The organism is Streptomyces sp. NPDC006739 (assembly GCF_042869815.1).
Lineage (GTDB): Bacteria > Actinomycetota > Actinomycetes > Streptomycetales > Streptomycetaceae > Streptomyces.
Genome location: NZ_JBIAGM010000007.1, coordinates 264,678 through 277,800 on the forward strand (window position 1 = coordinate 264,678; position 13,123 = coordinate 277,800).

Below are 13,123 nucleotides of genomic sequence, written 5' to 3' on the forward strand. Positions count from 1 at the left end.
CTGCTCGCCGCCCTCGGTCATGTGCTGATGTCGGGTTCCACCGTGCCCTGGTGGATCGCCTCGGCCGAACGTGCCCAACCGAGGGGCCCGCCCGGTTTCGACGACGGCGTCGCCCTGCTCGACCTGCTGGACGCGTTGCCGCCCGAGCGCCGTCAGGCCTTCGTCCTCACCCAACTGGCCGGGCTGCCCTACGAGGAGGCCGCCGAGGCCGGCGGTTGTCCCGTCGGTACGATCCGCTCGCGGGTGGCGCGGGCCAGGGCGACCCTCGTGACGCTCCTCGCGGAGGCCGAGGCCGAGGCCGAAGCCGGGAACCCCGGTGCGCCGTCGGAGCGCGCGGTCAGCGGGTGAGGAGCGGCACGACGAGCGTGGGGGTCAGGACGAGGCCGAGCAGCAGCACGACGCCCCACGGGTTGCCGAAGTTGACGGTCCAGCCGACGCCGAACCGCTTCTGGACGAGCAACGCGGGGTCGGCCCGGTTGACGTAGACCGAGCCGAGCAGGCGCCAGTACCGGTCGTCGTCGCGCCGCACCATGCCGGTGCTCTCCTCCGTCTCCTCGCCGTCCTGCGCGGGCAGCCGGCTGCCGCCCTGTCCGGTCCGGACGGCGATGGCGACGACCACGACCAGTCCGGCGAGGACGGGCAGCAGGACGAGAACCGGGGAGACCCGCCGGTCCGCGTGCCACATCGCCCAGGCCCCGGCGAGCAGCGTCAGGTCGGCGAAGGCCGCCAGCAGGAGAAGGGAGACGGCCATACGCACCGAGAAGCGGCGGTACCTGCGGGCGGAGTCGGCTGGCCGTGCCGGGTCGAGTTCCGGCCGGGCCCGGAGGGACAGCCAGGTCAGGGCCAGAATCAGCACGGTCAGCCCGACTTGTGCGAACACGGGGAAGAAGGCGGTGCCGACCGATCTGGCGGCGAAGTGGTCAGCGGTGCCGGAGGCGTTGAAGTGCGTGGGAACGCGGTCGGGCAGCGAGGGGTAGCGCAGGACGCCGACCACCGTCGTACCGACGCAGACGAGCCCTGCGGGCACGGCCCACAACCAGGGGAAACGCTCCGGGTCGGTACGCAGCGCCGTGTCGGTCACCACGCCCTGGCGCAGCCCGCTGTACCAGCCCTCGCGCCGCTTGGCCGCTGTGATCGCCGCCCGTGCCCGGCCGTAGGCCGTCAGACAGGCGGCGACGGTCAGCAGGGGCACGACGCCGGTCGCGCCGAAGCGGACCACGGAGCACAGGGTGCCGATCACGATCAGTACCGCACCGGACGCGGCGACCCGTCTGCGGTACCGCCCGCGTTGCTCGGCGATCACCGGGGCGTCCGCCCTCGGGGCGGGGATGCGCACCCCGAAGGCCAGGGTCGGCCCGGTCAGCGATGGCATCAGCCACGCCACTGCCGCGAGCACGGCGGGTATGACCACGTCGTCCAGCAGATCCGCGATGTTCATGACGCTGCGTCTCCTTGCTCGGTACCGGGGTCCGCTCGCCGTGAAGGGGGCGCGGCCGATGCGAACGAGTCGAGGACGGAACGGCAGCTGTCCAGTACCGCCGGGTCACCGGTCCCGTGGACGACCGCTTCGGCGAGCAGGGTCCGCAGCCGGGTCTCCCACTCGGCGGTGAAGCCCGGTTCGGGCGGACCGCTGCGGGCGTCGCGCTGCACCAGGGCGCCGCTCTTGCGGTTGACCCGCAGCAGCCCTTCCCGGCGCAGCAGGTCGTACGCCTTGTTCACGGTGTGGAAGTTGATGCCGAGATCGACGGCGAGCTGCCGTGTCGAGGCGAGCGGGCTGCCTTCGACGAGCTGACCGGAAGCGATGGCCTCGACGACGCGGTCCCGGATCTGCTGGTAGATCGGTACCTCGCTGTCCATGTCGAGACTGAGGATCAATTTCCGCTCCCTCTGTCGCTCTGTTATAGCTTTTATAGAACAGAGCGCGGTGGGGGCGCGAGGGGAAGAGCGTCAAGAACGTGGCAAGGGCGGCGACGGCGAAGTGCGCCCCCGAGCGATCACCGGCTCGGGGGCGCACCCGTCAGGAGGGATCACCTGTCAGGAGAAGTTCCACTGCTGTCCGGTCGCGCCGGTGCCGGTCTCCTGGTCCACGGCGGCCCCGCTGGTGGTGGAGCTGCCCGAGACGCCGATGTCCAGGTCGCCGCCCACGCCGGCGAGCATGTAGGTGCTGCCGGTGTAGCTGCCGACCAGGTCGAGGAACCACTGCTGGTTGGTCCCGCCGTTGCAGGTCCACTGCTGCAACTGCACGCCGCTCGTGGTCGACTGGTTCGGTACGTCCAGGCACAGTCCGCTCTTCACGCTTTTCAGCGTGTAGACGTTGTCCGCCACCTTGGTCAGGGCCCACTGCTGGTTCGCGCCGCCGTTGGACGGCCACTGGATGATCTTGGCGCCGGTGGCGGTGGAACCGCTCGCCACGTCCATCGGCATGGAGCTGTTGCCGTTGGCCAGGGTGTGGACCCCCGCCGAGGGCAGCCCGCTGTCGGGCGTCCAGGTGCCGGCGGCCGGGTCGAGGGACCAGGTGGGGTACTGGCCGACGTTGACCGTCGTTCCCCTGATGGTCATCGGCAGCCAGATCAGCTTCGAGGAGCCCAGGTCGGCGGTGTTCCACCGGTCGCCGGCGTAGATGTAGGTGGTGCCGGAGGAGCCCTGGACGGTGATGACGTTCGCCGTCTGGCTGCCGTAGGTGTGGGTTCCGGGCGCGGCGAAGTCGCGGAACGACGACCAGGGCCCGCCCAGGGACGTGGCGGTGGCGTAGATGTTGTCGTTCAGGCCCCATCCGGTCAGGTGCGAACCGAAGACGTAGTAGGTGCCGCCGGCCTTCACCATGGCGGGCGCCTCGACGCTGCCACTGCTGCCGCCGCTGCCGAGCACCGCCACCGCGCTGTCCACGGACAGGTAGTCGGCGGACAGCTTGTCGATGCGCAGACCGTTATTGCGGTCCTCGCTCAGCAGATAGGCGGTGCCGTCGCCGTCCTGGAACAGGCCGATGTCACGGCTCACGTTGCCCAGCGGCCGGAAACTGCCCCGGTAGGTGTAGGGGCCGCACGGGGTGCTGCTGGTCGCCACACCGACCTTGGCCTCGGAGTAGTTCATGCTGTCGATGTGCATGTACATCACGTACGTGCTGGTCGACGCGTTGTATATGACCTTGGGCCGTTCCACGATGCGGCTCGGGCCCAGGTCGCCGCTGCTCTGCTTGGCCAGCGCGACGCCCTGGTGGGTCCAGGTGGAAAGGTCGGTCGAGGTGTAGCAGGGGATGTCCTGGAACGACGTGTCCGACGACGTCTCGCCGGTCTTGTCCTCCCCGAACCCGTACCAGGTGCTTCCCACCTTGACGATGCCGAGTCCGTGCAGTTGGAGCGCGTTCCCGTTCTGGTCGGTGCGTGTCGCGCCCGTCGTGAACGACACCGAGGCCGCGTGTGCCTCGCTGACCGGCAGCAGGAGCGCCGCGAGGCCTCCCAGCAGGGTCAGGAACGCGGCCGTTCTGCGTCGCCATGATCCGGCGAACGGCCGGGGCAGTCCCTCGAACATGATCGTCCCTCTCCTTCGAGGCTTTGCGGTTCCTTGGTGCCGGCGGGGCCCATGAGAGTCGCGGCAGCTTCACGGCGTCAAGGATCGCGTTCGAGTTTGTTTAATCTTGACCGGCTCGACAGTGGCCGTAACCGGCCTCGAACCGGGTGCGCCGGACTGCATCTCGCCCTGACTGTCCGAGATTTCGGGGATGTGGTGGGCGTTCGCGGCTGGTTGACCTTTCCGTCGAGGGGGCGTAGAAATCTCGCGGAAGTCAGAGTCTGTTACTTGCTGGTTGGGTTTGTTGGAATCCAGATCGAGTGAGATGGGCCGCCCATGAACGTTGCAGGACGTCAGGAACCTTCCCGCCGGGGAGTGCTCAGGGGTGCCGCCGTCGCCGCCGCGACCGCGGCGCTGGGCCTGGGCAGCACGCAGCAGGCCGAAGCCGCCGACGCCTCGGTCACCGCGACGTCACTCGACGGCAGCACCGCCATCACCGTGTCGCTGACGGGCGGGGCACTGAGGTGGTCGGCCCGGCGCAACGGCGCCACGGTCGTGGCCAGTTCCGCGATGGGCCTGCGGCTGAGTGACGGAACCACCCTCGGCACCGACGCCGTGCTCACGAACTACCAGCACTGGCACGTCGACACCACCTGGAACCCGGTGTACGGACGCAACGCGACCGTCACCGACCGCTACCAGGAGATGCGCTGGAACCTCCGGGACAACGCCACCTCCATCAACTTCGGTGTGCAGATCCGCGCCTACGCCTCCGGAGTCGCGTTCCGCTACGTCCTGCTGGATCAGGGCACCGCCTCCATCGCCGGCGAACTGACGACGTTCGTCTTCCCCGACGGCACCCTCGTCTACAGCGCGCGGGACGAGGACCCCTACAACCCGGTCGCACCCGGCTCCGTACCGTCCACCGGAACCTCCTCCACGGACACCGGCCCCCTGACCGACCTCCCCCTCACCGCGACCTACTCCGGCGGGCTGATCGCCTGCGTCTGTGAGTCGGCCAGGGTCAACTACCCGCGCATGATGCTCAGTTCCGTTCCCGGACAGTCCGACACGCTGGCCGCCTACCTCATGCAGCACACGGCCCGCGGCTCCGGAACCGTCCAGACGACGTCCACCGTCACGACGCCGTTCGCCACGCCATGGCGCGCGGTGGTGATCGGCTCCACCCACGCCGAACTCGTCGACAACGCCGAACTGGTACTCAACCTGGCCCCGGCCGGCGCCCTCGCCGACACGTCGTGGATCAAGCCGGGCAAGGTCTTCCGGTGCAATCTGACCACCGCGGACGGGCTGGCGGGCGTCGACTTCGCCGTCGCCCGCGGCCTTCAGTACATCGAGTACGACTCCGGGTGGTACGGCCCGGAGCACACCTCGACCGACGCCACGCAGCCGATCCCCGCCATCGACCTGCCCAAGGTCATCTCCTACGCCAGCGGCAAGGGAATCGGCGTCTTCCTCTACGTCAACCCCCTGGCCCTGAGCAGTTCGGACAGCCTGTTCGCCCTGTACCGGACCTGGGGCGTCGCGGGCGTCAAGCTGGGCTTCATCAACGACGGCACCCAGGCGATGACGAACCAGATCATCGCCTGGGCCGGGACGGCGGCCAAGTACAAGCTGCTGCTCGACACGCACGACGACGTACGGCCGTTCGGCTACGAGCGGACCCTTCCCCACTGGATCAGCATGGAGGGGGTCCGGGGCAACGAGCACTTCCCGACCGCCACCCACAACGTCACCCTGCCGTTCACCCGCAACATCGGCGGGCCGATGGACTACACCATCTGCTATGGGCAGTCGCGCGATCAGACGACCAACGCCCACCAGATGGCGATGGCCGCCGTGTACTACCAGCCACTGGAGTTCCTGTACTGGTACGACGCCCCGTCGAAGTACTCCACCCCCTCCAACTGGCCCGGCCTGCCCTGGTTCGACGCCATCCCCAACGTCTGGGACCAGAGCCGGACCGTCGCCGGGTCGATCGGCGAGTACGTCGCCGTCGCCCGGCGCAGCGGCACCACCTGGTACCTGGGCGCGATGACCAACGAGACGGCCCGGACCCTGTCGGTCCCACTGTCCTTCCTCGGCGGCGGCACCTACACGGCGACGATCTACGCCGACGGCACGCCGGGCACCAGCCCGTACCAGACCCCCGTCGCCGTGAGCACCCGGACCGTGACCTCGACGACCACGCTGAGCGTCGCGATGGCACCCGCGGGCGGCCAGGCGGTCGTCCTGAAACCGAGCTGAATGCCCGCCGGCCGTCCGCTCGCCGGATGTGCGTCACGCGTACGGCCGGCGTGCGACGTTGCTGAGGACTCTGTCGGAGAGCGGCCCCGGATGGCGGCCTGCTGAGCCGAACGGGCATGCGCCGAACGGGCATGCGCCGAACTCATCCAGGCCCCCGGCGAAATAGGGACCGCCCACCGGCGCCCGGCATGACAAGCTGTGCTCTCCACTGCTCCACTGCCGGAACCCAGGAGGTCACCATGGCCGCAGAATCTCCCTCCCCAGAGGGCTCGGAGCCGTCTGACGCCGAAAGCCCTGCCCTCGCGCCCGACGACGACGGCCAGTACGACCTCAAGCGCAAGTTCCGGGAGGCCCTGGCACGCAAGCGCGGTATGCAGGCGGACGCCGCCGACCTCGCCGCGAACACGGACGCGTCAAAGGTCCGTGGCACCCACGGCCCGGCCGCGAGCCAGCGCTCGTTCCGACGCAAGAGCGGCGGCTGAGTCCCGAGCGCCACCTGGGCGGCACTCGGCAGGACACGGCCCGGCAGCCATGCCGGAGAGCCGGGTCGGGTCCTGCCGCATGACGAGACGCCCGGCGACGTACGGCGGATTCGCGGGGGATGCCGGCCTCAGGCGGGCGGCACAGCGGATCACCGCCCTGTCGTCCGGAGCGGTGGCGTCGGAGCCGAGGAGGGTGCGGACGTCTCCGTACACGGTCGGGTCGGCCGTGAGGACGACCAGCGTGACCAGGAGGCGGCGTCACGACCGCCGACGTACAGCGGGGGGATGCGGCCCCGGCGGGTGGGACCCCGCGGTACACCACGGCGATGTGGTTGCCGGAGCCGGACCTCTCGTCTGCGGGCGGGGTCAGCGGGGCGGTGGCCGCTGGAGCCCGGCTTCCCGCCCCTCTTCGGAGGCGCCGACCCGGCGGGTCGCGGCTCGCGTGTGAACGAGCCGCGATCGCAGGGGAGTTGTCGAACCGGCCCGGTACTACCTCCCGTAGCCGGCCGCCGCGATGTTGGCCTGTACCGCGTTCTCGGTGCTGTCCGACGGATAACCGGACGTCATGACACCCTCGTAGAACGTGCCGGCCGCGCCGTGGCTGTTGTCGCCGCCGATGCCGAGGATGATGGCTCCCTCCTTCTTCATCGGGTTGTAGCCCCCGACGTTGGGACGGACGCCGTTGTAGAAGGTGGACAGGCCACCGGACTGGGCGTTGCCGCCACGGATCGCCCAGCGGTTGGGGCCGCCCTTGACGACCGAGGTCAGATAGCGGTGGCTGATCGACGGGTCGCCGGCGTTGTAGTGCTGGTTGACGCCGGAGAACAGGCCGTTCTCCAGGTCGGCCATGATCCAGGGGCCGTTGCCGCTGCCGTAGCCCCAGACCCTGATGTTGCCGAAGTAGATGGCCTCCATCGTGCCGTTGCCGTTGTCACGGCTGTTGGTCTCGGCGTTGCCGTAGTCGAAGCAGCAGCCGCCGTTGTAGTGCGTGCCGTCGAGGACCGCGTACATGCCCTCCGGCTGGTCACCCTTGGCGACACCGTTGGTGTTGTTGTCGCGGTACCCGGTGCCGGGGGCGACGTAGACGCCGTAGGCCTTGTGACCGCCGACCGTGGTTGGCGCGGCGGTGGCGTTCGCGAGGTTGTCGTAGCCGCCGGCGGCCGGCCCGGAGAATCCACCGGGGGGCGCCTGGGTGAGCCGGTTGCCCCGGCCGGACTGGTCGTAGACGACGGTGATGAGGCACGTGGTGCGGGCGCAGAACGAGTCCTGCGCGGCGGCGTTGGCGACCCCGCCGGCGCTGAGGACGCCGATGTCCCGGGTGGCGTTGTCGGAGGCTCGACGCACTTGGTACAAGGGGCCGTTGTAGGAGGCGTACAGCGCACGGGTGGTGCTGTGCGCGGCCACACAGGGGGTGCCGCCCGCGGCGTAGAGGTCGCAGGGCAGCGAGGTGGCGGCGGGCGCGGCAGGCGCTGTCCCGCCGAGCAGGCCGACGCTGAGCGCCGCGGCCGCTCCGGTGGCGAGCAGCGCGTTCCGCATGATCCGTGGCCGTCGTCGCAGGGGCATGTCTGAACTCCTTTGCTGATGGGGGGTCTTGTCCGGCCCGCGGCGGAGGTCTCAGAACCGCGTGGAGAACCGGCTCGGGCTGCATTTGCATGAACATGACAGCGCTGGAAGCATGGCGAACTCCAGACGGGAAGGGGCTCTACCGATACGGGCCGTGCGGATGCAGTGGGAGGTGCCTTCGCGCTCTTCTTTGCCGTCCATCTGTCCGATATCTCGAACATCACCCGGGGTTTCGGACACTCAGGATCATAGGAGTCCCGTCGCAATCGTCAATGCCTGTCACATGATTCGCCGAAACCCGGCCCCGGGCTCGGTCCGTGATCTCCATGGACCCGCCGCGGATCGCCTCGGGGCCGGGCTACTCTCGCGGGCATGGTCGAACACGATGCCCTCACCGCCACCCGTGAGGCCTACGACGCCGCTGCCCCCGCCTATGCGGAGCTCTTCCGCGACGGGCTGCGTGACCGACCCCTGGACCGCGCGATCCTGGGTGTTTTCGCCGAGGCGGTCGGGGCGAGTGGGGACGGCCAGGTCGCGGACCTGGGGTGTGGGCCTGGCCATGTCACCGCCTACCTGAACGAGTCGGGACTGACGGCGTTCGGCGTCGACGTCTCTCCCGCGATGATCGAACTGGCTCGGCAGGCCTATCCGGGCCTGCGGTTCGAGGTGGGCTCGATGGCCGCGTTGGACATCGCCGGCGGCGTGCTGGGCGGCGTACTCGCGCGGTGGTCCATCATCCACACTCCGCCGCCAGAAGTGCCGGTCGTCTTCTCGGAGTTCCACCGCGTGCTGGCACCCGGCGGCCACCTTCTGGTGGCCTTTTCGGCAAGCGATGATCCGTCCCACCCGACGCAGGTCTTCGACCACACCGTCGCCCCGGCCTATCGGTGGTGGCCTGATCACCTCGCCGCGATGCTGCGCGGGTCCGGGCTGGCGGAGGTGGCCCGGTTGGTGCGCGAGCCCCAGCCCACCGACCGACGGCAGTTCCAGGAGGTTCAACTGCTCGCCCGCAGAGCCTGAGGACTGTCGCGCCTGTCATCACTCGGGCGGAGAGGGCAGGATTCGAACCTGCGTGGGCCGCAAGGGCCCGACCGTGAGCTGTGCTCTGGTCCCCGATCAACCACTCCGGGCACCTCTCCCCGTGTCCGGCTCCGGTTGTCCGGCGCCGTTCACGTGGACAACTCTCGCAGGGCGGGCTGACAAGCGGCTGACGGATGGTGACACGGCTGCCGTCGTCGCCGTGGCCCCGCACCACCGCGGGCAGCCAGTGGTCGACGGTGTCCTCCGTCGACAGCCCGCCCCCGGCCTCCAGCCGGAGCACGACGGTGGCGACCAGGGTCTTGCAGGTCGGCCGTGCCGCTGGTGGCGACGTCCTGCCGATCGTCAGGTGCGATCGTGCGGGCCTGCACGCCGCTGACACCGGGGGCGTGGATCGCCTCCGTGTCCCGGCGCAACCGGTCCGCGGCGCAGCGGGCGCGAGAATCACTCCCGTGGTCATGGCGCGACGTTGACCGGCCCCCACGCCAACATGTGGACTTTTGACCGGAGATGAGCGACGGAGCGCCTGTTATCGTGCGCCTGTGCCATCGATCAAGCAGTTCCAAGTGACCTTCGACTGCGCGGAACCCGAGCGCGTCGCTCGCTTCTGGTGCGAGGTGTTGGGGTACGTCGTATCGCCGCCGCCGCAGGGGTTCGCCACGTGGGACGAGTTCGACCGCTCCCGCGCTCCCGAGGACCGGGGTTCGTGGTTCGCCTGCAGCGACCCCTCGGGGGTCGGCCCGCGACTGTTCTTCCAGCGCGTTCCCGAAGGCAAAGTCGTCAAGAACCGGGTGCACCTCTGCGTGCGGGTCGGCACCGGACTCGTGGGCGAAGACCGCCTCGCCACGCTCGAAGCCGAGTGCGCCCGACTCCTTCCGCTCGGCGCGGTACGCGTGCGACTGCTGTACGACGGCAACGACTCGTGCATCGTGATGCAGGACGTCGAGGGCAACGAGTTCTGCCTCGACTGAGCCTCCTCACGGCCGGGCGTCGAGGGTACGAGCGTGACGTCGACCCGGCGGGCCCGGCGCTCACAGAAGGCCGCCCAACGGCAGAACCCGCTCGGTGAGCTGCCCCCGCAGCCTTCCTCCGGTGATGTCGGCTTCGGTGAGCCAGTCGGCGGCGACCAGCAGTCCGGCGTGCTCGGCGACCTGGTCGGGCGGCAAGGTGCAGAACGCGGCGACCTGGTCCAGGTCCAGCCCACCGTCCTCGGGGCATCCGAGGTGGCCGCCGGGGCGGGTGTGGGCGGCGGTGTACAAGGCCAGGAGCCGGACGCTCGACTGCAATTTCTTCTTGCGGATCTTCCGGTCACCGACGATCTTCTGGGCCCAGCCGGAGATCCTCGCGCGGGTCGTCTTGCCGAAGGCGGACGGGCGGGGTTGCCCGGGCAGCAGTGCCGGGACGGTGATGGCCGTGGGTTCTTCCGGCCGGGAGGCCATCACGTCGGCAGCGGTGCCGGGCAGCCGCAGCCAGTCGGCCGCCACCAGTTGCCGAAGCACCCGTTCGGCGTCGTCCTGGAGCCAGCCGGCCACGTCCTGGCCGGTGATGTTCCCGGTGCCGGCGCGCGCGGTCCGCAGGGTGAGCATGAGCACGGCGAGGCGCACCGAGGCTTCCGGGTGCGGGGCATGGGCGGCTGCGTAGTCCAGCACGGCGCGGGCGTGGGCGGCCTGTTGCCGGGTCAGCAGCCGCTCCACCACCGGCCCGTCCGCGTCGGCCGTGTCACCGGCGGGCCGGCCGACGCGGTTCTCGTGCATCTCGCGGGTGGTCTGTGCCGCCTGCTCGGCACGCCTCGCCTCGTGGCGCAGGGAGCCGTCGCCGCTCACGTCGGCCCACAGGGCGAACGCCCGGGCCTTGCGGTCGTGAAGTTCGGCGAGGAGGGCGAGGTCGGGTTCGGCGCACTGTTGGTAGGCGCGGAACGCGTCACCCAGCTCGATGAGTTCGAGGCGCAGGACGTCGGGCTCGAGGTCGTGGGGCACGATTCGCTGCGCGATCTTCCCCGACCGTTTCGGCCGCCGGGACGCTCCGTCCGACGCGGCGGCGCGGGTACGGGGGACCGAAGCCGGACGGGCGGCCGGAGAAGGCGAACCACCGGCGGTGGGGGCGGGGTTGTGGTCGGAGAACACCGCTGCGACCCCCTCGCCCAGCGGACCGCCCGAGGGCTCCGCGGCCGGCTTCTCCGATGCCCGGGCCGTCCTGGCCGGTGCGGTGCGAGCGGGGGGCGGAGCGGTGTCCAGGACCCGGCAGTCGGGTGTGGCCGCCGCGCAGCGCGCGCACATCTCCGCGATCCGCCACAGCCTTCCGGTACGGTCCGCGTACACCGTCAGCACCACCGGGCCCCCGCAGCGCACCGCACCCGCCACCGGTCGTGAACCACCGCGCCGCCCGGGGGCGACGGGTTCGGGGGTGTGCCAGGCGCAGTCGGCGGCGCGGCAGGCACACCACGCGTCGCCGCGCGGGCCGCCGCCCGTGCGGATGTGAGCCAGGTGCGTGTTGACGTGGCCGATCGCGGCCTTGCGTCCGGCAGCCGCGCCGCCGGGGAAGCGCTGATCGGCGCAGGCCGGGCGGGAGCAGGAGAGCTTCACCTCGCCGGCGGCGGGGCGGCCGTAGGGGTCCAGTCGAACCGTCCATACCCGTCCCGCGACACTCTCGGTCTGCTGTGCGCCGACCACCACCGCCATGTCGAGTCCTCCCAGCCTTGCTTGATCCGTTACCCGGGGCGGTCCCATCATGGGGCATACCGGCCGATCGCCGCGCGGAATGGATGCTTTCAGGCTGTGTGGCGCGGGGGCCTTCCAGGTCAGTACCCGACCCGGAAGGTCGCGTCCTGCCGGTCCGTGGCCGTGGAGACCGGGTCGATGCGCAGCACGTGGTCCGAGTGGCGGATGTACCGGGCGGGGTGGTTGTACGACCGGAAGGACGCCCAGCTCGCGTCCGCGAGGCCCGGTGTGCGGTAGAAGGTCGCGTCGGCGGCGAAGGTCGACGTGTTGTCGTCCACGTCCAGCTGGAGCGCGTAGTTGTAGTGCCGCAGGTGACGGGTCGGGTAGTTGACCGACCGGAAGGACACCCCGGTGCTGTCGGCGAGCCCGGGGACCAGGGTCCACAGTGAGTCCTTGTACGGATCGATCGGGTACTCGTCGATCCGGCCCACATAGTCGGAGTGGCGGAGGTAACGGGACGGGAGGTTGTACGACTTGAGCCGGTTCCAGGCCGGGCTGCCCCACTTCGCGAGCAGGTTGTCGTACTCGCTCGTGGTGATCGTCGTGATGCCGCAGTGCTTGGAGTTGACCGGCTGGGTGTAGGTCCTCTGGTCCAGGGCCGTCCAGGTCCCGGAGGCGACGCCGCCGGCCTGCCAGGCGTAGAAGACGCCGTTCGGGGTGTACGTGTCGCCCCAGAGCCACCAGGTCCCGGAACGGAGGGACTTCACCAGCGTCGGGGCCTCTGTGCCGCCGTGCGCCACGCCCGTGCTGAACTCGGTGAAGCTGCCCGGGTTCAGGGAGGTGGACCTCGCCCCCCGCAGCGTCTGGTCGCCCTTGAAGTAGAGGTAGTTGTAACCGTCGACGCCCACGGCCATGTCGCCGTCGATCACGTCGTAGCCGGGGTCGAAGAAGACCTGCGGGGCGGAGGCCGTGACGAAGTCGCCGGTGTAGTTCACCATGATCACGTTGTGGCCGCTGGAGTTGACGGCGGAGTAGATCACCCCGTACTGGCCGCGGCTCGCGTCCCAGTAGGCCTCGGGTGCCCAGCTGTGGGTGTTCATGTCGTGCAGCTTCATCCGCCGGTAGCCGGTGAAGGTGCGCAGGTCGGTGGAGTCCCAGACGTGGATGTACTGGCTGACGTACGTCCAGTCCGTGCCCTTGAGGTCGGTGGCGAGCACCACGAAGGTGCCGTCCTGCTTGCGCAGGATGAAGGGGTCACGCAGGCCGAGGTCGCCGGCGGTGGGGGTGACCACGGGGTTGTTCTGGTTGAGCGGCGTCCACTCGAGCCCGTCGGGGCTGACGGCCAGGTGGAGGCCGTAGTCCGTGCCGTCGCCGAGCTTGGTCGACTCGGTGAAGTAGCACATCACGTATGCCGAGTCGGCGGCCTGGGCGGTCCCGGCACCGAGGCCCAGCACGCCGGTCATGGCCAGGGGCGTAGCGGCGGCCATGCCGAGGAAGTGGCGGCGGGAGGTGGTCATCCGTGCTCCAGGGGGTGTGCGGCCCTCAACGACGGCAAGCCTTGATCGGCATATCGAACATGGTTCGGCAAGTCGGTCAGAACGTAGGCCG

At 70.1% G+C, this 13,123-nt stretch carries 9 protein-coding genes and 3 pseudogenes; 5 read left to right on the forward strand and 7 right to left on the reverse strand.

The genetic code is table 11. The features are described 5' to 3' along the window. Window positions 1-51: 51 nt before the first annotated feature. Window positions 52-348 (forward strand): annotated as a pseudogene (locus tag ACFYMM_RS17160) (sigma factor-like helix-turn-helix DNA-binding protein); the annotation flags it as partial. Here the strand turns inward: ACFYMM_RS17160 and ACFYMM_RS17165 are convergent. From ACFYMM_RS17165 to ACFYMM_RS17175, 3 genes are all read right to left on the reverse strand, one after another. Then, complete coding sequence (locus tag ACFYMM_RS17165) at window positions 338-1,438, reverse strand: DUF1648 domain-containing protein (protein WP_388387130.1); 1,101 nt, start codon at window positions 1,436-1,438, stop codon at window positions 338-340. The pseudogene ACFYMM_RS17160 and the gene ACFYMM_RS17165 overlap by 11 nt on opposite strands. Beyond that, the gene (locus tag ACFYMM_RS17170) at window positions 1,435-1,875 is read right to left on the reverse strand and encodes a GntR family transcriptional regulator (RefSeq protein WP_388387132.1); all 441 of its coding nucleotides are present in this window, start codon (window positions 1,873-1,875) and stop codon (window positions 1,435-1,437) included. The genes ACFYMM_RS17165 and ACFYMM_RS17170 overlap by 4 nt, the downstream gene beginning before the upstream one ends. A gap of 159 nt (window positions 1,876-2,034) precedes the next feature. Next, a complete protein-coding gene (locus tag ACFYMM_RS17175; RefSeq protein ID WP_388387133.1) occupies window positions 2,035-3,528 on the reverse strand; it encodes an RICIN domain-containing protein in 1,494 nt (497 codons plus the stop codon). A gap of 315 nt (window positions 3,529-3,843) precedes the next feature. On the opposite strand from ACFYMM_RS17175, the gene ACFYMM_RS17180 reads away from it, so the two are divergent. Then, complete coding sequence (locus tag ACFYMM_RS17180) at window positions 3,844-5,775, forward strand: glycoside hydrolase family 97 catalytic domain-containing protein (protein WP_388387135.1); 1,932 nt, start codon at window positions 3,844-3,846, stop codon at window positions 5,773-5,775. A gap of 239 nt (window positions 5,776-6,014) precedes the next feature. Then, window positions 6,015-6,257 carry a DUF5302 domain-containing protein gene (locus ACFYMM_RS17185; protein WP_388387137.1) on the forward strand — a complete coding sequence of 81 codons (243 nt, stop codon included), beginning with the start codon at window positions 6,015-6,017 and terminating at the stop codon, window positions 6,255-6,257. A gap of 498 nt (window positions 6,258-6,755) precedes the next feature. Here the strand turns inward: ACFYMM_RS17185 and ACFYMM_RS17190 are convergent. Continuing rightward, a pseudogene (locus ACFYMM_RS17190) lies at window positions 6,756-7,820 on the reverse strand (arabinofuranosidase catalytic domain-containing protein); the annotation flags it as partial. Between the two features lie 372 nt (window positions 7,821-8,192). On the opposite strand from ACFYMM_RS17190, the gene ACFYMM_RS17195 reads away from it, so the two are divergent. Beyond that, window positions 8,193-8,840 carry a class I SAM-dependent methyltransferase gene (locus ACFYMM_RS17195; protein WP_388387139.1) on the forward strand — a complete coding sequence of 216 codons (648 nt, stop codon included), beginning with the start codon at window positions 8,193-8,195 and terminating at the stop codon, window positions 8,838-8,840. A gap of 27 nt (window positions 8,841-8,867) precedes the next feature. Here ACFYMM_RS17195 and ACFYMM_RS17200 read toward each other — a convergent pair. Next, window positions 8,868-8,959 (reverse strand): annotated as a pseudogene (locus tag ACFYMM_RS17200). A gap of 441 nt (window positions 8,960-9,400) precedes the next feature. Between ACFYMM_RS17200 and ACFYMM_RS17205 the strand changes: the two are divergent. Next, a complete protein-coding gene (locus ACFYMM_RS17205) occupies window positions 9,401-9,829 on the forward strand; it encodes a VOC family protein (protein WP_388387141.1) in 429 nt (142 codons plus the stop codon). Window positions 9,830-9,889: 60 nt separating this feature from the next. On the opposite strand, the gene ACFYMM_RS17210 is transcribed toward ACFYMM_RS17205, so the two are convergent. Both ACFYMM_RS17210 and ACFYMM_RS17215 read right to left on the reverse strand, forming a co-directional pair. After that, window positions 9,890-11,536 carry a hypothetical protein gene (locus tag ACFYMM_RS17210; RefSeq protein ID WP_388387143.1) on the reverse strand — a complete coding sequence of 549 codons (1,647 nt, stop codon included), beginning with the start codon at window positions 11,534-11,536 and terminating at the stop codon, window positions 9,890-9,892. 119 nt (window positions 11,537-11,655) lie between these two features. Beyond that, the gene (locus ACFYMM_RS17215; protein ID WP_388387144.1) at window positions 11,656-13,032 is read right to left on the reverse strand and encodes a glycoside hydrolase family 43 protein; all 1,377 of its coding nucleotides are present in this window, start codon (window positions 13,030-13,032) and stop codon (window positions 11,656-11,658) included. Window positions 13,033-13,123 lie beyond the last annotated feature (91 nt).

Coding starts and splice junctions, on each gene's coding strand:
- ACFYMM_RS17165 (WP_388387130.1), bottom strand. CDS start 1,438: ATGAACATCGCGGATCTGCTGGACGACGTGGTCATACCCGCCGTGCTC.
- ACFYMM_RS17175 (WP_388387133.1), bottom strand. CDS start 3,528: ATGTTCGAGGGACTGCCCCGGCCGTTCGCCGGATCATGGCGACGCAGA.
- ACFYMM_RS17180 (WP_388387135.1), top strand. CDS start 3,844: ATGAACGTTGCAGGACGTCAGGAACCTTCCCGCCGGGGAGTGCTCAGG.
- ACFYMM_RS17185 (WP_388387137.1), top strand. CDS start 6,015: ATGGCCGCAGAATCTCCCTCCCCAGAGGGCTCGGAGCCGTCTGACGCC.
- ACFYMM_RS17195 (WP_388387139.1), top strand. CDS start 8,193: ATGGTCGAACACGATGCCCTCACCGCCACCCGTGAGGCCTACGACGCC.
- ACFYMM_RS17210 (WP_388387143.1), bottom strand. CDS start 11,536: ATGGCGGTGGTGGTCGGCGCACAGCAGACCGAGAGTGTCGCGGGACGG.
- ACFYMM_RS17215 (WP_388387144.1), bottom strand. CDS start 13,032: ATGACCACCTCCCGCCGCCACTTCCTCGGCATGGCCGCCGCTACGCCC.